This is a genomic window from Endozoicomonas sp., assembly GCF_965196975.1.
GTDB lineage: Bacteria > Pseudomonadota > Gammaproteobacteria > Pseudomonadales > Endozoicomonadaceae > Endozoicomonas.
The window spans coordinates 4156886-4175479 of the sequence record NZ_OZ239981.1; the positions used below are offsets into that span (position 1 = coordinate 4156886).

The 18594-nt window shown below is 48.7% G+C and carries 12 protein-coding genes; 5 read left to right on the forward strand and 7 right to left on the reverse strand.

The window, feature by feature from the left end; translation table 11 throughout:
• Window positions 1-218: 218 nt before the first annotated feature.
• Together ptsP and nagE are read right to left on the reverse strand one after the other, a co-directional pair.
• Complete coding sequence (ptsP, locus tag ACOCLE_RS18750) at window positions 219-2771, reverse strand: phosphoenolpyruvate--protein phosphotransferase (RefSeq protein WP_419533747.1); 2553 nt, start codon at window positions 2769-2771, stop codon at window positions 219-221.
• Entirely contained in the window at window positions 2768-4546 is a 1779-nt protein-coding gene (gene nagE / locus ACOCLE_RS18755; RefSeq protein WP_419533748.1) for an N-acetylglucosamine-specific PTS transporter subunit IIBC, read from the reverse strand. Before nagE ends, ptsP begins: the two co-directional genes overlap by 4 nt.
• 389 nt (window positions 4547-4935) lie before the next feature.
• Between nagE and nagB the strand changes: the two genes are divergently transcribed.
• Window positions 4936-5736, forward strand: a complete 801-nt coding sequence (gene nagB, locus ACOCLE_RS18760; RefSeq protein WP_066014519.1) for a glucosamine-6-phosphate deaminase — start codon at window positions 4936-4938, stop codon at window positions 5734-5736.
• Window position 5737: 1 nt separating this feature from the next.
• A complete protein-coding gene (nagA, locus tag ACOCLE_RS18765) occupies window positions 5738-6916 on the forward strand; it encodes an N-acetylglucosamine-6-phosphate deacetylase (RefSeq protein WP_419533749.1) in 1179 nt (392 codons plus the stop codon).
• A gap of 117 nt (window positions 6917-7033) precedes the next feature.
• Here nagA and ACOCLE_RS18770 read toward each other — a convergent pair whose 3' ends face one another.
• Window positions 7034-8314: an ISKra4 family transposase gene (locus tag ACOCLE_RS18770; RefSeq protein WP_419532972.1), complete on the reverse strand. Its 1281-nt coding sequence runs from the start codon at window positions 8312-8314 to the stop codon at window positions 7034-7036.
• Window positions 8315-8490: 176 nt separating this feature from the next.
• Between ACOCLE_RS18770 and ACOCLE_RS18775 the strand changes: the two genes are divergently transcribed.
• The gene (locus ACOCLE_RS18775) at window positions 8491-9696 is read left to right on the forward strand and encodes an ROK family protein (protein ID WP_419533750.1); all 1206 of its coding nucleotides are present in this window, start codon (window positions 8491-8493) and stop codon (window positions 9694-9696) included.
• 303 nt (window positions 9697-9999) lie between these two features.
• Here the strand turns inward: ACOCLE_RS18775 and ACOCLE_RS18780 are convergent, their stop codons facing one another.
• Window positions 10000-11043 (reverse strand): transposase, encoded by a 1044-nt coding sequence (locus tag ACOCLE_RS18780; protein ID WP_419533005.1) that lies wholly within the window; start codon window positions 11041-11043, stop codon window positions 10000-10002.
• Between the two features lie 105 nt (window positions 11044-11148).
• On the opposite strand from ACOCLE_RS18780, the gene ACOCLE_RS18785 reads away from it, so the two are divergent.
• On the forward strand, window positions 11149-12282 hold the full coding sequence (locus tag ACOCLE_RS18785) for a sterol desaturase family protein (protein WP_419533751.1): 1134 nt from the start codon (window positions 11149-11151) through the stop codon (window positions 12280-12282).
• A gap of 9 nt (window positions 12283-12291) precedes the next feature.
• On the opposite strand, the gene tnpC is transcribed toward ACOCLE_RS18785, so the two are convergent.
• From tnpC to ACOCLE_RS18800, 3 genes are all read right to left on the reverse strand, one after another.
• The gene (gene tnpC, locus ACOCLE_RS18790) at window positions 12292-13797 is read right to left on the reverse strand and encodes an IS66 family transposase (protein ID WP_419532963.1); all 1506 of its coding nucleotides are present in this window, start codon (window positions 13795-13797) and stop codon (window positions 12292-12294) included.
• Window positions 13798-14210: 413 nt separating this feature from the next.
• Window positions 14211-14951: a hypothetical protein gene (locus ACOCLE_RS18795; protein WP_419533752.1), complete on the reverse strand. Its 741-nt coding sequence runs from the start codon at window positions 14949-14951 to the stop codon at window positions 14211-14213.
• 38 nt (window positions 14952-14989) lie between these two features.
• Window positions 14990-17128, reverse strand: a complete 2139-nt coding sequence (locus tag ACOCLE_RS18800; protein ID WP_419533753.1) for an FAD-dependent oxidoreductase — start codon at window positions 17126-17128, stop codon at window positions 14990-14992.
• Between the two features lie 403 nt (window positions 17129-17531).
• Here ACOCLE_RS18800 and hemB point away from each other — a divergent pair, with 403 nt between their 5' ends.
• Window positions 17532-18533, forward strand: a complete 1002-nt coding sequence (gene hemB, locus ACOCLE_RS18805; RefSeq protein WP_419533754.1) for a porphobilinogen synthase — start codon at window positions 17532-17534, stop codon at window positions 18531-18533.
• Window positions 18534-18594: the final 61 nt, after the last annotated feature.

Here is an 18594-nt window from a genome sequence, read left to right on the forward strand (position 1 = left end):
TGCCTTCCCTGCAGACATAAAGGTGTGAACAAAAAAGTGCCGACGACCAAATAGCGGGCATCATAATTGGATATCTATTAACCAACGGATGATCTGGATCAAAGCCCTATGACTTATAGTGTAATTACGGATCAGAGAGGAAATTTTCATATCACAGATGGCAATAAAAAAGCCCCATGGTCAAACCATGGGGCTTTCAGAAAGACCGTTATCTGCGATCAGGCAGTCAAACGTCTTACGTCTTCTACTGAATCAAGAGTCAGTGCTTCACGAGCCAGGCTCTGGCACTGCTCATAGTTCAGGCTGCGAACACGGGCCTTAACCACCGGGATTGCCGGCACGCTGATGGACAGCTCCTGAACACCCAAGCCGACCAGAATGGGCACTGCATTCGGGTCACTGGCCAGGCTTCCGCAGATACCTGTCCACTTGCCTTCTTTATTAGCTGCTTTCACCGTCATATCAATCAGGCGCAATACGGCAGGGTGAAGACCATCAACACGGGCAGCCAGTTTTGGATGACCACGGTCAACTGCCAGAGTGTATTGAGTCAGGTCATTGGTACCAATGGAGAAGAAGTCCACTTCTTTGGCGAAATGATCGGCCAGCAGCGCAGCAGAAGGCACTTCAATCATGATACCCACTTCTACGGTTACGCCTGCCTTCTCCTGCTCTTCCAGCACCAGCTTTTTCACAGCACGGAATTCGTCCAGAGAGCTGATCATCGGGAACATGATACGGGCATGACCGGCATGAGCAGCCTTCAGGATCGCACGAACCTGCTTACGCAACATGGTCGGACGGTTAATACCGATACGCACACCACGTTCACCCAGGAATGGGTTCTCTTCCCTTGGCAGCGGCAGATAAGCCAGAGGCTTGTCACCACCTACGTCCAGAGTACGGATAATGACCGGACGATCTTTACCCATAGCACCCAGAATACCTTCATAGGCTTTTACCTGCTCATCCATGGATGGCTCGGTAGCACGCTCCATATAAAGGAACTCGGAACGCAGCAGACCAACCGCTTCAGCCCCCATTTTGACCGCTTTTTCAGCGTCATCCTGGTTGGCGATATTGGCAGCGATCTCAACATGATGACCATCCAGAGTCACCGCAGGCTGATCAGCCACTTTCAGCGCAGCCTCGTGTTCAGCTGCAGCACGCTCCTGGCGGGCAACCGTTCTGGCGATCTCTTCCTGAGTAGGATTCACCAGCATGTAACCCTTATTGGTATTCAGGATCACATCGGTACCGTTCTCGTACTGACGAACACTGGCCGGTACATTCACCAGGTAAGGAATATTCAGTGAGCCAGCAAGAATGGCAGCATGGGAAGTAGCACCACCATGCAGGGTAACGATACCGATAACCCGCTTGCGATCCAGTGTCACCACTTCAGAAGGCGTGATGTCTTCCAGGCAGAGAATCGTATTTTCAGGCAGCTGATCGGTACCACCCTCAACACCCATCAGGTAGCGCAGAACCCGAAGACCAACGTCTTCTACATCAATGGCACGGGCCGCCAGCATCGGGTTATCCAGCTTGCGCATTTCATCCGCTTCTGCCAGAAAACTTCTGTGCCAGGCCCACATGGCGCTCTTGCCAGACTCAATCAGTTCACGGGCGCGCTCACTGATTGCCGGGTCTTCCAGCAACTGCTGATGGGCAACAAAGACTTCAGCATGACCACCAACGTGATCCGCTTCCATTTTGGTAACCAGCTGCTGCAGGGATTCCTGAGCCTTTTGGATACCGTAGTCAAGCTGGCCCAGTTCGTCGCTGACACCTACACCCTCTTCAGGGTAGTCTGGCAGTTCGTGAATCAGGTGGTGCAGCTTACCAATGGCCATACCCGGCGCAGCTTTGACACCAGGTAAACGACCATCGGAGCCTTCTACCGGTCCAAGCAGTGGGGCTTCTTCTTCCATCGCTTCATCAGCGCTTGGAAGCACATCGGAAACCTCCTCACCAAGACCACTTCGGAAACCATCAAGAACCGCTTCCATGGCGTCTTTGGCGTCAGGGCCGGTAACGGTGATTTGCAGGTTAGACCCCAGCACCGTCTGCAGCCCCATCAGAGCAGTCAGACTGTTGGCCTTGCTTTCTTTGCCATTGTCTTTATTCAGAATCATCACTTCAGAATTGAAGCGTTTGATGATCTGAATCAGCGTGGCAGAAGGACGTGCATGAAGACCCAGAGGGTTCTTCAAGACAAAATCTTCTGTCAGGGTAATGCTGTCCTGACGGCTGTATTTGCTGTCGGTGGACATTTGCTTTTCAGGCTCAGCACCAATCGCAAATACGGTATCCTGCCCCGCTTTTACTTCTGTACGGGGGTTAACAACCACACCGGTTTCACCGGTCGTGATCATCATTGCTGTCTGTAGACTGGCTGCCTTGGCTCCCACAAACTCGGGATCAAAAGACAGCAGCTCCTGACCAACAGACACTTTGTCGCCTATTTTGACGTTTGTCTCAAAGCCTTCACCACGCAGAACAACAGTATCAATACCCACATGGATCAACACTTCCACGCCGGAATCTGTCTTGATAGCCACTGCATGCTTGGAATCATGCAGCTGACTGATGGTACCGGCGCAAGGCGCCAGTACCACAGAATCCGTTGGGTTTATCGCAACACCATCACCTATCAACCGGCCGGCAAATACCGGGTCAGCTGATTCCTCGATGGATAACAGCATTCCAGACAGAGGAGCAACGAGTGACAGTTGGCAAGGCTTGCCCTCATTTTTGAGGAGAGTCATGCAGAAACCTCAACATTGGAAAGATCGTCCGTCACCGGGATCTTTTTCATTTCATCAGCAATCATTTCAGCCTGAGGACCAACGACGATTTGCAGGTTCTTCTCACCCACACGTACCACCGCAGTTGCACCCAGAGCCTTAATGCTGTCATCACTGACGCTGGAAGCGTCTTTCAGAGTCAGACGCAGACGAGTGATGCAGGCATCAATCTGAGTAACGTTCTGATGACCACCCAGTACCTTCAGGCACTGACGGGCAAACAGAGCATTATCCAGTGGTTTTACTTCCACTTCTTTCTTCACTGTCCCATGAGAAACAGTCGCCGCTACTTCCTGAGCCTGACCAGGTAACTGGATAGTACTCAGATCTTCAGTAGCCGCAATTTTCTTCATCTCACCGGCGATGATTTCAGCCTGTGGACCAAGAATAATCTGCAGGTTTTTCTCACCTACACGAATCATACCGCTGGCACCCAGCGCCTTGATGACACTCTCATCAGCAACAGACGGGTCTTTCAGGGTCAGACGCAGACGGGTAATACAGGCATCGATGTTGGTTACGTTATCCAGACCACCGATCGCCTTGGTGAACTGACGAGCCTGGTAAGCGTTGTCGCTCATACCCTGCTTGTCCACCACGGATGCTTCTACTTCCACAGCACTGTCGTCTTCATCTTCGCGACCTGGTGTTTTCAGGTTGAACATCTTGATGGCGAAGTAGAAAACGCAGAAGTAGATGGCAGCAAATGCCAGACCAATAATAACCAGAGTCCATGGGTTAGTTGCCAGACCCCAGTTTAGCACCATGTCAAACAGGCCGGCGGAGAAGCCGAAGCCACTCAGAACACCCATGGCATTGGTAACGACCAGAGAAACACCGGTCAGCACAGCGTGAGCGGCATACAGGCCAGGAGCCAGGAACATGAACATGAATTCCAGAGGCTCAGTAATACCGGTCAGGAATGCAGTCAGGGCAACAGAGAAAAGAACACCACCAACCTGTGCACGACGGCTCTTATGAGCAGTGAGGTACATGGCCAGAGCTGCAGCAGGCAGACCGAACATCATGACAGGGAAGAAACCGGTCATGAACACCCCGGCAGTTGGGTCACCAGCAAAGAAGCGATGCAGGTCACCGTTGACTACGTCACCGGCAGCATTGGTAAAGTCGCCCAGACCGAACCAGAAGTAAGAGTTCAGAACGTGATGAAGACCAAAAGGAATCAGACCACGGTTCAGGGTACCGTAAACAAACTGACCAACCGGGCCAGATCCGGCAACACCGTGACCAAAAGCATCAATTCCATTTTGAATGGCAGGCCAGATATAACCACAGGCCCAGCCGATCGCCAGCATGAACAGACCGGTCATGATCGGTACCAGACGCTTGCCGCTGAAGAAGCCAAGATACGCTGGCAGCGATACCGCATGAAAACGGTTGTAGGAATGACCGGCAACGATACCGCTGATGATACCGCCGAAGAAGGACATATCGATGTCAGGATTAATGGTTGCCGTCGTTGCTTTCAGAATAAAAAAGCCAACAGCACCAGCGATCGCTGCAGCACCGGCGCCATCAACCGCCAGGCCTACTGCAATACCCATGGCGAACAGCAGCGCCAGATTACTGAAAATCGCGTTACCCGCCTGCGCCATAAAGGGAATATCCAGCAAATCAGGCTGGCCCAGACGGAGCAGCAAGGCTGCGACAGGAAGAACGGCAATAGGCAGCATCAGCGCCTTACCGAGTTTCTGCAAGTAACCCAAGATGTTCATGATTGATCAACCATTAATTCTTTATAGTGAGAGTGTCTATCTGTGTGCCGTTAAATCTTACTGATTTATTTTTCAAAAAAAAATAAAAAACCCAAATAAGTTGACTCAGGTCATCATTTGACGACATTTTCTACCCGTTGAGCACATTGTAAACCGCCTTTATTTTTCATTGAAAAATAAATAAGCTATGATAAATAACATCACAGTTCCCCTGAGCAGATTAGAGAAGCCATTCGAAATTCTGCTACCGGATTCTCACTCAGAACGCACTGCAGGTCGTATACTTCAAACTACACGACACTGAATAATTCAGACCGCTGATGAGACAACCGGTCAGCTTACCAGCAGACTGATCGAGCACAGCTACTCTTCCATATGGAGTTTACGACATGCGCTTTATACCTCTGAAAGACAAGCCAGCAGTTGGTCGTTGGGCTGCCCGATACATTGTCAGCCGTATCAAGGCATTTAATCCGACTCCTGAGCGCCCCTTTGTACTCGGCCTGCCTACCGGCGGCACACCAATCCCGACTTATCAGGAACTGGTTCGCCTGCACAAGGAAGGGGAAGTAAGCTTTGCCAATGTTGTTACCTTCAATATGGACGAATACGTTGGCCTGCCTGCTGACCATCCTGAGTGCTACCGGATGTTCATGCACCGTAACTTCTTTGATCATGTCGATATCCCGGCGGCGAACATCAATTTCCTGGATGGCAATGCCGAAAACCTGGAAGCCGAGTGCCTGCGCTATGAAGAAGCGATTAAAGGCTATGGCGGCATTGAGCTGTTCATGGGCGGTGTCGGACACGATGGGCACATCGCATTTAATGAACCAGGTTCTTCACTATCCTCCCGTACCCGCCTGAAGACTCTGACCACTGAAACTCGTGAAGCCAACGCACGCTTCTTTGATCAGGACATCAGTCAGGTACCAAAACTGGCACTTACTGTAGGTGTAGGAACGGTTCTGGACTCCCGTGAGCTGATGATTCTGGCTACTGGTTCTGATAAATCCCGTGCCGTTCAGGCCACGGTTGAGGGATCAGTCAACCATATGTGGACAATCTCAGCCCTCCAGCTTCACCCAAAAGCGATGATGATCTGTGATGATCCTGCGACTCTGGACCTGAAAGTTCGCACTCTGCGCTACTTCCAGGATATTGAGTCTGAAAACATCAAGGACTTTTGATATGTCTGCGGATCTAGTCATCAGCCCGGAAAAGACCTATGCCCTGGTCAATTTCAAACCACTAACCGGTGATCCAGAGCAATCGTCTATTGATACCATCATTATAGAGAATGGCCGAATTTCGGCCATTGGCAAGGCAGAGGATGTTGCCGGTGCCGACAGCCTTGAAAAGGTCGATCTCGGTGGTCTGACATTGAGCCCAGGCTTTATCGACCTGCAACTAAACGGCTGCGGTGGTGTTCTATTTAACAGTGATATCTCCATCAAGACGCTGGATATCATGCATGAGGCAAACCTCCGCTCAGGCTGTACTGCATTTCTTCCTACGCTGATTACCAGCAGTGATGAAGATATGCGACAAGCGGTGAATGTCACCCGGGAATACATGGCCATGCATCCGGACCGCGTACCTGGTGTTCATCTGGAAGGCCCTTATCTGAATCTTCAGCGCAAAGGCATTCACGATCCGGACTATATCCGTGAGCCATCCTCTGCAATGATCGACTTTTTCTGCGAAAATGCCGACGCCATTGCCATGGTGACTCTAGCCCCGGAAGTCTGCCCTGAAGGAACGATTGAAAGACTGAGTAAAGCGGGCATTATTGTTTCCATTGGTCACACCAATGCCACCTGTGAGCAGGCCAAGGCTGCAGAAAAAGCCGGCGCCACATTTGCCACTCATCTGCATAATGCCATGAGCCCCCTGGGCAGCCGTGAACCCGGTGTTGTCGGTGCCATCTTCGACAGTCACACTATTGGCGCCGGTATCATTGCGGATGGCCTCCATCTGTCATGGGAAAACCTGCGCATTGCCCATCGCCTGATGCAGGACCGTCTGGTACTGGTGACCGATGCGACCACACCGGCTGGTACCGATATGGAAACATTCGTCTTCGCTGGACAAACCATCTATCACAAAGATGGTAAGTGCTCCAATGCTGATGGCACGCTTGCCGGCTCCGCACTCACTATGATTGAAGCGGTCGCCAATAGTGTTCGTGAAGAGATTGAGCCTCAGGCTGTGATTCGGATGGCTACCATCAATGCAGCAAAAGCCATTCACGTTGACAATGAGATGGGAAGCATCACGGTGGGGCAATTTGCCAACTTTGCTATTTTCGATGACCGCTATACCATGCATGGCACTGTCAGCGGTGGTGAGCTGAAGCTTAAAAAATAACCCTGCCTCTGCATTTAAGAGTACCTCAAAGGATCTTAAAAGGAGGGAGCCACAGAGATCACAAAGCGCACAAAGAAATAAAGAAAAAACGGGTGCTCTCTCAATTTGATAACTGACTCATAGGTTAGCTTCAACCTTTCCAGTCATGAACTCAGACCAAAGTTGTTCCCAGCGCCCCTTACTCTGGATCAGTGCTCTTGTTGTCAAAAGCACTTCCGCTCCTGTTGCTTTCCACCTCATTCCAGAACCACATAATCGTTGCTTTACCAGAGTCTTACAAGCCGCTTCAGTAACTCCTGAACCTATTGGCCAATGGCGTTTAAGCGCCTGATGATAATTCATTAACTGGTGATTGTTTGTAAAATAGCTCACAGCTTTGTAGCGCTTCTCTGTCAGTGCGATTGTCTTTTTCGGGAGCTCGGCTGATTCAATTTCCTGAAGGATTTTTTTGGCTGCTCCACGCTTGTTTTTCAAACTATGTAGCCTGTCTTCAAGCCACTGGTGTCGCTTCGCCTTACTGGTTGGAAACAGTGCTTCCGCTGCTCCAGCTAAATATTCAGATGCATGATAAAAATCGAGTATCTGCCCAGAGGTATGTTGTTTCAAATAACTCCAGTTTTCTCTAGCCCCGTCAGCTACCCCGATGTATGTGGCATTTGGGTAGAGTCGTTTTAGATCTGCAATCTCCTCGTCGAGCTTGCTCATAAAGCTTTGTTTACCATACTCTGGCGAACTGGCTGTATATATCGTGTGGAGCCTGTCTCCATCTGCAGAATATAGGCTCAATGTCCCACACATGGCTTCCCTCCAGCCTTCTTCACAAAGCAGCATGCAGGTTCCATCCAGACCAATGGCTATTGTTTCAACAGGCTCTTTTAGTGGAGGAAGGTGGTAGTGAGTGTCTTGCTGGTCTTCAATTAATGCACCTACTCTGTCCGATAAATGCTTGATATAAGAATTTGAAAGCGTCCTTTGATGGTTGGTCTCAAAATCTTCTTTTACCGCAGGCGCTGGCATCTGGCTGTATTTCCAGGCGATAGACTTGGCAAATTTGGGGGTAGCTGAACCAATAATACCGGCACGAAGATCAAGTGCTGCCAGAGTACTGCCACCTCTGACACCCTGATATACGGAGCGCTCCAAAGGTATACGACCGTATAAGGTTTCATAGTGCTTAAGAACCTTTCCTTTGTAGTTCCACTTCTGCTGATTAACGACGATAGGTTCTTTATTGGGTGATTCAAATAGCCCCAATAACTCTTTTGTTCCAAGCTGCCCGGCTTCATTGAGTGCACGCTGTAAACTATCTTCAAGATTCAGCATGTTGCCTGAATCTATAGAAACTTCAATTTGCAAAACGATGCTTTTGGTAGAGCTGGAAATAACAGAAGCGGGCATGACAGTTAACTATTATGAGTGGTGTTCCCATAGTAGCTGTGAAAATAGAGCACTATTGTTTCAATCATTCAGAGAGAGCACCCGAAAAAACTTATCTTTTCTTTCCTTAGTGAACTTTGTGATCTCTGTGGTTAAAAAACTTTTACGCCCCTGCCAGAGCGTGAGAATGAGGATTCATGACTACTGTAATTGCCAATCTGGACTTCGTTAAAGAGCGGAACATATCTGCGGTCTACAAAGCGATTGTGGATCATGGCTCCATCTCAAGAATCCAGATAGCAAGACAATGTCGTTTGGCTGCCGGTAGCGTTACCCGTATCACCCGACAGCTGATGGAAGCAGGTCTGATTGTTGAGCAGGAACAACAAACCTCTGAAAGAGGTCGTCGGGCTACATCGCTGGCTCCCAGGCAGGGACAGATCCAGATTCTTGCTGCAAGAGCAGGAAGAACCAAGCTCCACCTGGGATTGTGTGACCTCTCCGGAAAGCTGCTGGCTAAATACTCAGAACCTATTCAGCCTTTGAATCAGGTTGAATTTACTGAGCAGCTGATTTCAACACTCAGAAAATTCCTCAAAACCCATAAAAAGCATATTCATTGCCTTGCCGGTGTTGGGATAACAACACCCGGTCTGGTCAATTCAGCAAAAGGTATTATTACCTTTATGCCTCACCTTTCTGTCAGCAACCTCCCTCTGGCAGAGCAGGTTTCTGACGCACTGGGGATTCCCTGCTTTATCAATAACTTTATATCCTCCATGGCGCTGGCCGAGCATCACTTTGGTGTCAGCCGTGGGTTTAAAAACAGTCTCTTTGTCAGCGTCCATAACGGTGTCGGTGCAGGCATGATTCTGGATGGAAAGCTCTATGAAGGCAGTACTCTGGCTGTCGGAGAGATTGGGCATATTCAAATCGACCCACTGGGAGAGCGTTGTTACTGCGGCAACTTTGGCTGTCTGGAAACTTTAGTCTGTAACCCAGCCATCGAAAAGCGCTGCCATAAACTGCTTGAATCGGGAGTTCCTAGCACACTTACACAAAAAGCGGATATCACTGCAATCTGTAATGCCGCTAACGATGGTGATCAGCTGGCAAGTGACCTGTTGAAAGAAGCCGCCGGCAACCTTGGCAGAGCAATAGCCATGAGTGTCAACTTGCTGCGGCCTGATCGAGTGGTGCTTGCCGGTGAGATCTGTGGAGCGTCCAACATTATCCATCCCGTAATCAAACACTGCCTGAAAACACAGACGGTTTCAGTCAATGAAAACCTGGAAACCAGAGTCGTTTACTCAAAACTTTATGACAGTCCATGGTATGGAGGCTTTACTCTTGTAAGAAGAGCACTTCTCGAAGAAGGGCTACTGTTGAAACTCATTCAGTAATACCCAATGCCATTAATTAAAAGCTACCTGTACTGATAAGGTTATCTAATTCTGGCATGAGAGGGTGTTTCTGTTCACGTTGACAGCTCTGGAGCAACCCAAAATATAGGCGTACAAAAAACTTGTTTAATAGATGAACAACTATGCTTTTCACTTAGGATCATGTTAAAAACAATCGTATAAAAATAATAATCAGGCTAGCCCCATGAATCCGATTGTGTACGCCATACCAATCTTCTTTCTGATGATTTTTATCGAAGTCATTGCCACCATTATTCGTAAGAAAGATTACTATCGTAGAACTTACGCATTGACAGCTCTGATAAAAGATGGTCTCAGCCAGTCTTTACCATCAGAGAAGCTCTTAATGAAGTCCCAAATAGCATCCTTGAGCGCATCATTCTTAACGCGATAGATGCTACTGAGAGATTCAGATACTTTCTTGGCCTGAAGGCAGGCATACCCAAAGATAGAGGCAAAAATATGGTTCCTGACCTGCTGCTTTCCTCTCACCTGAAAGCGCTCAATACTGCAGAGTTGTTTCAGCGCCCGGTGATACTCTTCGATCGCCCAATGGTGCAGGTGAAGTTCATTAAAGCCTACCTGTGGTGATACCTCTGATCCAGCATGGGGTGTGTAGACGACGTAATGGCGCAGCTCGTTTTTTAGCCGCGTCCGGTACAAACGCACAGAACCAAAATTACGTAGCCAAACGGTTATTCCCTCTTCAGGAATCTCCAGGCTCTGCACTTGTTGGTAGTCACCCTTTTGGATAGAAACAGTACGGTTGCTTTTAACGGCAAACATAAAACCCAGACCGTTGTTTTTCACAGTCTTCAGGTTTGCGGCACTGCTATACCAGGAATCCCCCGTAACAAATGCAGGTCGTAAGCCCCATACAAGTACTTCTTTCAGCATCTCGAGAAAATAATCATTTTTGGACTTTCCGTCCGCAGAGTCATAGATACGGAAATTGACAGGAAGGCTATAGCCTTTGATATCGGTGTAATAGAGCGTTATGAGATTAATGCCCTTGACGGCTTTATGATGCTTGCCCGAGTAATGATAGCCGATGAATGCCGTGTAGTTACTGTACGGCTTATCCAGCACCGTATCATCAACCGATAGCGTGCCCCCATCAAGAATCAGCCTTGCGGCTACTTCCATGAAAAGGTCATTGGGAGCAAAGTCTTCACGTTGTAGAAAACGGTTAACGCTGTGGTGTGACATATCTCCGATCTCACTAAGGCGAGTACAGGTTGCTGATTTCGGCTCACACAATAGAAACCCTGTATATTTCGGCAAATCACACCCAGCTGTTGTAGGTCTTGTTATCTTTCTACGCACGACGACATCCGCTATTTTTTGCTGATCTAGCAATTTTTACAGCTGCCTGTCAATGCGAAAGTCCTATATCGAATTAACGATGCCATAAACAGCCTGAGTACCGGGATGCTTAATGTCACCACCGGTGTAATTTTCAAACTGGGTATCTACACCCTTATCTATAATCACGCGGCTCTCTTTTCATTGGATGGTAACGCTCTGTGGGTATGGGCTCTAGGATTTGTATTGCAGGACTTCTTCTATTACTGGAACCACCGAAAAGGCCATGAGATCAATCTTCTCTGGGCCGCCCACTCAGTGCATCATCAGAGTGAGGAATATAATCTGACAACCGCTTTGCGCCAGACCAGTACAGGCTTTCTTTTCTCCTGGGTTTTCTACGTTCCCATGGCGATTCTTGGCACCCCTCCTCATATTTTTCTAACGGTAAGCCTGATTAATCTACTTTATCAATACTGGGTACATACCCGCCATATTCCAAAGCTGGGATGGTTTGAGCTACTCTTTGTTACTCCTTCAAATCACCGTGTTCACCATGCAAAAAACCGGAAGTATCTGGATAAAAACTATGGAGGGGTATTTATTATCTGGGATCGCCTGTTTGGCACATTCGCCGAAGAAGACGAAAACTACGAATCCATTCGCTACGGGACTTTAAAACCGCTGAGAAGCTGGAACCCGGTCTGGGCAAACCTTCATCTTTATACAGCGATGTTCAGGGATGCTGTAAAAACGAAAAGTTGGAAAGACAAATTGACTCTCTGGTTCAGACGCACGGGCTATCGACCTGCGGATGTCTCTTCACCGATGAAAATGCCGGATATTCACGCCTATGAGAACTATAACCCGAAAACCAGCCTAGGTCTGAAAGCCTATTCATTGATCCACTTTGCCATTCTTGTAATGGCAACCACCGTATTGATAGCCATCAGCCACAACACGCCTTATGGCTTCAATGTACTATGGACAATTGTTCTTGCATTGAACCTGATCGGTATTGGCTGGTTACTGGAAAAGTTCACTGGATTGATAGTGATTGAAGCCATACGCTTTGTGCTTTCTGGTGCAACCATTTTTGTATCCAATGGGATATGGATTGGCCTGATACCAGACTGGACCTGGCAATTCGTGATCGTCAGCGGGGCTATTTCAGTGCTTGTTCTGCAAACCAGTGGTATTGCCAAGCCAAGCTCATATGCTTTAGCCCCAGACGCTGCTGAAGCCGGACCTAACCTTTGAATAACGTAACTATTCAGCACCCAGCAAAGGCGTATTGTTGTAATTTCGAACCGCTTTAAGAAGCGCCTGAAATATGTTCAACCCCTGCTTTTTAGCAGATGATAAATAGCTTCGGATTCGGGTAAACATGGTACCTCCGTCTTCGCTTCTGAAGCAGCCTGAGATCTTCTGCTTAAGTTTGGCCATCCTGGCATCACGTTCACTGCCATTGTTATCGAAGGGAATTGAAAAGTCCGACATGAAGCGCAACGTTTCAACCTTAAACTCAATAAGCCTTTTGAACAGGTTGTAGGCCTTGGTATTCCTGACCTTCTTACGTCCAAGCACCTGTCGTTGTTTTTCCATATAAGCGGTTTCCTTCGTGAGAGCCCTTTGAAGGATTTGGTCGTATATCGTCTCAATGCGAAGCTGTATTGCACCAGGCATTTGAGTCAGACCGGCTGCTTTGTATTTCTTGCAGAAGTGCCAGGAGAGCGTAAGCAATTTCATCAGCCGCAGAGCCAGCTTATTCGCATCCCTATCGACAACTCCCTGAAGCTCTCTCAGATGATGGGCATTACAAAGCACATGCACTGCCGCATAGGCAAAGTAGGACTTCCAATGATCGTGAACCAGAATGCCTGCAAAAGTCAGCAGGATGCCCATTGCATCCATTGCTTCACAACCTCGCCTTTCTGAGAGGTAGTAAAGCGTCCATTGGTCATCTCGCATAATGTGTAACCACCACAGTGAACCGTCAACCCGCATGCCAGTTTCATCCGCTCCTGCAACCGGACTTTCTTGTAAAGCATCGCGGATACTCTGCTCAGTAGAGGCCAGGTTCTCATGGGTATAGGCAACAAAATTGGCAACAGAGCCTGCGCTGACACTCATGCAATAAATAGTATTGAAATACTCAGACACCCGGTGATATGGGATGAAGTGATACTGGTTTAAATGAACAGCCATTGCCTGAGTCACTTCTCCGTATTGAGCAGCGGCTTTCACTCCTTGGGGAAACTCAGCGGTGTTCCGTTTACCACAAGGACATACTTTAACGTCTGCCCAGTACGCGGTAACTTCAAATTCTCCGGGTCTACCTGGATCAAAAACCTGTCGCTCAATGTATTTGGTGGGTTTAATATCGATAAGCGAAGACTGGCAACAGCAACATTTTTCAACCTTCAGATGCCTGACATAATCGGGTAAGGCGACACGTCTCAAACAAGAGCCTTGATGACCTTTCTGGCCACCTGGTTTATTGCCTGAAGATGGTCTAAGGCTTTTGGGGTTCGGTGTTTCCTGTGAGGAGCAGGGGGCTTCTTTGGAAGATGTATCACCTTTATCACTCCCTTTTTTACTGGGCTTTTGATAACCATCTGACGATGGTGGCTTACTACTGTTTTGACTGTTTTTATTAACCCTTTCTTCCAGTTCGCTGCAACGTTCCCGTAAAAGCGCATTCTCGGTCCGAAGCTCTTCATTCTCTTTAAGGAGAGCTTCGGTAAACGGAGTAGCTGGGAAGTCTGGTTCCATACTGGAGATTTGTTAGAAAAATTGAGTATAAGATGATGGTCGAAAAATCAGAAAATTCCAGATTTATATGAAGGGTGCTGAATAGTTACAATTCCAGATTTATATGAAGGGTGCTGAATAGTTACAGCAGAAGATCTCAGGCTGCTTCAGAAGCGAAGACGGAGGTACCATGTTTACCCGAATCCGAAGCTATTTATCATCTGCTAAAAAGCAGGGGTTGAACATATTTCAGGCGCTTCTTAAAGCGGTTCGAAATTACAACAATACGCCTTTGCTGGGTGCTGAATAGTTACTGAATAACAAAGGTACAAAGCTCTTCCCGCTGCTCTCACACCAGGGCTGGATCGGCAACAGGTTTCACCATCTGATGTCTTTGCGGTTGCTTCTTATCCAGACCAAAAAAGCAGGGGGAATCATAACTGACGATTCTGTCCATAAAGCCGGTAAGCCTCAAGGGCCGATGCTTCATCCACCAGCATTTTCTCAAATTGCTTTAGCTCCCCAGCCAGAGGAGATGACGCTTTGGGGGTCTGCAGCTCAATTTTCAGATCATTTTCATGAATGAGCGATAACTTCAGATCGTGAACAGCCTCAACATAGGCCTCATCAGCCTTCTTGAAGTCACTGTCAGCTTTTGCAGCGACACAATCTTTGAGGCAGTCCACAACCCTCGCTCGATCTTCGGTAACCTTTGACTGGCCTCTACCCTCGAGAAGGTCCAGCCAGAGCTGAGACTGCTCACACTCCAGCTGCAGTTTTCTCAATTCCTGATCACCAGCACCCTCTGCCTTACCTTCTCCCAGACGCTGCCAGGCAATTTGATTCTTCTGCTGCACCAGCGCGATCATCGTACCAATTTTTTTCTGCTTATGAATGGGCTTGAGACGGGTAACCATCTTGTAGATAGAGATTGGCAGGAAGTTTTTAATTCTCGTTCGAAAGCTCTTACTATTGGTCTTGAGGCTCTTCCCAGAAGAAGGCTCGGCCAACATAACACTTCGATTTTTAAGGATTTTCTTCAGCTCTTTGAAGATTTTCTTATCTTCGCTGATGGTAGCCGGTTTTAGCTGCGGGCTGTTATTTGCCGGTCTCTTTTCAGGATCCTTTATCGGATCCTCTATCGGGCCACCATCAGACGGGTCCGGGTCGCTCATTAAACATCCTTATGCCTATTATGACCCTATAAGGATAGTCAATGGCGCATCCATGCGTGGTATTTTTCCACAAGAGACAATAATCCCTCGGGTGCATGGGCTTTTTTCCACTCACCGGCAGCATACTTATTGGCTTCGCTCAGTGTTGGATAGATGTGTATGGTTCCCAGGATTTTATTCAGACCCAGACCGTGCTTCATTGCGCTGATATACTCCGTAATCAGCTCCCCTGCGTGATAACCCACAATGGTGACGCCAAGAATCTTATCTTTCCCGGGCACGGTCAGTACTTTTACAAAGCCCCGGGCTTCTTCATCAGCGATGGCTCGATCCAGGTCATCAATGCCGTATTTGGTCACTTCATAGGCAACTCCCCGCTCCTGGGCTTCCTGCTCATTCAGGCCCACTCTGGCCACTTCAGGATCAGTAAATGTGCACCAGGGGATCACTGAATAGTCCACTTTGAACTTTTTAAAACGACCAAACAGTGCATTCACAGCGCAATACCAGGCCTGATGTGCCGCTGTATGGGTAAACTGGTAAGGCCCTGCCACATCACCGCAGGCATAGATATTGGGGTAGCGGGTCTGCATGTAGTCGTTAACCTCAATGGTCCCCCGCTCGGTTAACTCAATGCCCAGTGTTTCAAGGCTAAGATTTGACGTATTAGCTTGTCGTCCCGTGGCAAAGAGGGCAACATCAAAGTCAATTTCCACTTTCTGGCCTTTAAAACCGGCTTCAAGAAACTGACGCTCTTCTCCAGTGTCGGGATCCAGAAACTTCTGGAAAGAACGGGCTTCGTGTTTCAGCCTCAAGTCGACCCCATCCTGAATAAACTGGTCCATCACCAGTTTCGAGACATCTTCATCTTCACGATGCAACAGCCGGGTTCCGTGATCTACTTGAATGACCTGAACACCCAGTCTGGCAAAGGCCTGAGTCAGCTCGCAGCCAATAGGTCCACCACCAATCACCAGCATCCGGCCCGGTTTCTTTCGTAACTCCCAGATCGTGTCCGATGTGTAGTATTCGACTTTATCAAGGCCAGCCAGGGGTGGAACATAGGGACGACCGCCACTGGCGATAATGATATTTCTGGACGTGATTCTTTTACCGGCGACCTCCACTTCCCAGGGGCTGACCAGATGAGCAGAGCCGCTGATACAGTCAACGCCCAAGCCGGAATAGCGCTCTACTGAATCGTGGGGTTCAACCTTGCGAACAACCCCCTGAACCCGCTCCATCACCTTTGAGAAATTGACTTCTCCAGACACATGATCAATACCAAACTCATCAGCCCTCTTGAGGTAATGAGCCATTTTGGCAGAGCGAATCAAGGCTTTACTGGGCACACAGCCGGTATTCAGACAATCACCACCCATTTTATGTTTTTCAATAAGTGACACCTTGGCCTTAACAGCTGCAGTAATATAACTGCTGACCAGTCCAGCGGAACCAGCACCAATGACCGTCAGGTTATTATCAAACTTCGCTGGCCGACGGTAGCTACTGTACAAACGTCGACGTCTCAGCCACTCCATCACCATTCTGGCAATCCATGGAAAAATACCCAAAAGAACAAATGAAGCGATCAATGGTGGCGTTAAAACCCCTTTAAGAGAGAGCTCCTCTAACAGCCCTAGTTGAGCACCGGCATTCACATAAACAGCAGTCCCCGGGAGCATCCCAAGCTGGCTGACCCAGCTGAATGTCCAGACCCGTATGGAGGTCAGCCCCATAACCAGATTGATGACAAAGAAAGGAACCGCCGGAATCAGCCTGAGCGTTGCAAGATAAAAGGCACCGTCCTTTTTCACACCTTTGTTGATGGTGTCCAGATAGCCCGAAAACTTTTGCTCGACCCAGTCTCTTAATAGGGTTCTTGAAAACAGAAAAGCCAGAGTAGCACCCAAGGTACTGGCAAAAGAAACCAGCAATAGTCCATGGAACAAGCTAAAAATGGCACCCGCCACAACGGTAAGGACTGCAGCTCCAGGTAGTGAAAGGCCGGTTACAGCCACGTAGATGGCAAAGAAAGCAGCAGCCGTCAGTACTGGATCATCACGATAAAGCCCCTGAAAGAAATCACGGGTCAGGTATTGCTGGCCGTCCAGGGTATAAAATGCACCAATTGCCACGGCAAGCACTGCCAGTAAAAGCCATTTCTTTATATTCATAACGCCTTCCCGTAGCTAAAAACATGCGTTTGGCACGACAATTCCTGCAAACTCATACGTTCTTTCCCGTATAATGCCACTCATATTGTCAAATTAGAAACCGGGGCTGTTTGCAGGGCCTGTTGACACTTCGTTGCAGGGCTCAGTGACTTGGAAAAGTGCCATATGCAAGAAAGACTTGTGCAGCCCGTAGTGATTCTACGACAAGCAAGTCTGACACAGCAGATGGTTCTTATCCAAGTCACCCAAAGGGCGTACCAGGGCTCCCCTATAGCGTTGTTACGGCATCTTGAAAGGCAGTAGCCTTCCTGCAATACCGTGCCTAGCCATAGGGGCGCCCTGATACGCTGAGCACGCAACGAAGCGTCAACAGGCCCTCACACCCTCAAAAGGATAAAGAAGTATGATTCAGCGCCCTTTTCCTGCTGCACGCCCGAGGCGTATGCGTTACAACGACTTCTCCCGACGCCTGATGCGCGAAAGTCAACTTTCCGTCGATAATCTCATCTATCCACTGTTTATCGTCGACGGTAATCAACAGCGTCAATCGGTTGCCTCCATGCCCGGCGTTGAACGCCTCAGCATTGATTTGCTCCTTGAAGAAGCCGCAGAACTGGTCAAGCTTGGTATTCCAGCCATCGCGCTGTTTCCGGTCACACCCGCTGAAAAGAAATCCGAGCAGGCGGAAGAGTCCTGGAACCCGGAAGGTCTTGCACAGAGAGCCGTTCGAGCATTGAAGAATCAGTTCCCTGAGCTGGGTGTGATTACCGATGTTGCGCTGGATCCATTTACCTCCCATGGCCTTGATGGCCTGACCAATGAAGACGGTTATGTGGTTAACGATGAAACGGTTGAAGCCCTTGTTCGTCAGGCCCTGTCTCACGCAGAAGCAGGTGCGGACATTGTGGCTCCATCAGATATGATGGATGGTCGGATTGGCGCCATCCGCCAACGCCTGGAAGAAGAAGGCCATATCAACACCCGCATCCTGGCCTACTCTGCCAAATACGCCTCCAGCTACTACGGCCCCTTCCGGGACGCGGTGGACTCAGCTGGCAATCTCGGTAAAAGCAATAAGTTCAGCTTCCAGATGGACTTTGCCAATAGTGATGAAGCGCTCCACGAGGTGGCTGCAGATCTGGCAGAGGGTGCAGATATGGTGATGGTCAAACCAGGTATGCCTTACCTGGATGTTGTTCGTCGCGTTAAGGATGAGTTCAAGGTACCCGTCTTTGCCTATCAGGTGAGTGGTGAATACGCCATGCACAAGGCCGCTGCTGCCAATGGCTGGCTCAATGGCGATGCAGTCATGATGGAATCTCTGATGTGCTTCCGCAGAGCTGGAGCTGATGCCATTCTGACCTACTTTGCTAAAGATGCCGCCAAGCTTTTGAAAAATATGTAAACGTTCATACTGGGAGAATAGTCTTTCTTATTTCTGTTAGAATAAAATTAATAATGCGACA